General features: G+C 46.4%; 1 protein-coding gene. It reads left to right on the forward strand.

The window, feature by feature from the left end; all coding sequences use genetic code 11:
- The coding region (locus HMPREF1640_RS11275) for a transposase (RefSeq protein ID WP_036894875.1) at window positions 1–616 on the forward strand (616 nt) is incomplete at both ends.

Raw genomic sequence — 616 nt, forward strand, 5'->3', positions numbered from 1 at the left:
GGAGCAGACCATCGTGCATACCAGCGCTATCTCAACAAATTCTCCCAAGCTGTCAACCAGCGTGTTTTCGGAAATTTGTTCCGTTGGTTTTTCTCAGAGTTGAAGTTCGACAATTACACCTTGGACTTCGATTCGACTGTGATGGTCCGTGAGGGAAACCAGGAGGGAGCAGCCAAAGGGTACAACCCCAAACGTCCTGGACGACTGTCGCACCATCCTCTTCTTGCATTCGTTTCAGATATGAGGATGATAGCAAATTACTGGTTACGTCCTGGCAACACATCTGCAAGTACCAACTATCTGTCATTTCTTGAGGACACACTCTCAATACTTGAGGGCAAACGTGTCGGACTGGTCCGCATGGATAGTGGCTTCTTTGCAAAGGAAATACTTGACTATCTGGAAAACAAAGGGTTACACTATATCATAGCCTGCCGTTTCAATAACCGTATAAAGTACAGTCTTACCCATGAACGCAAATGGATAGAGCTGACAGACGGATTGGAAATATCCGAAACCATCTATCAGGCAAACAGTTGGGAGAAACCCAGACGCATTGTGATGGTCAGGCAAGAAATTGAGAAGCGCCCAAAAGCTGCGGGAAAGCAAATCAAGC

Source organism: Prevotella sp. S7-1-8, from assembly GCF_000758925.1.
Lineage (GTDB): Bacteria > Bacteroidota > Bacteroidia > Bacteroidales > Bacteroidaceae > Prevotella.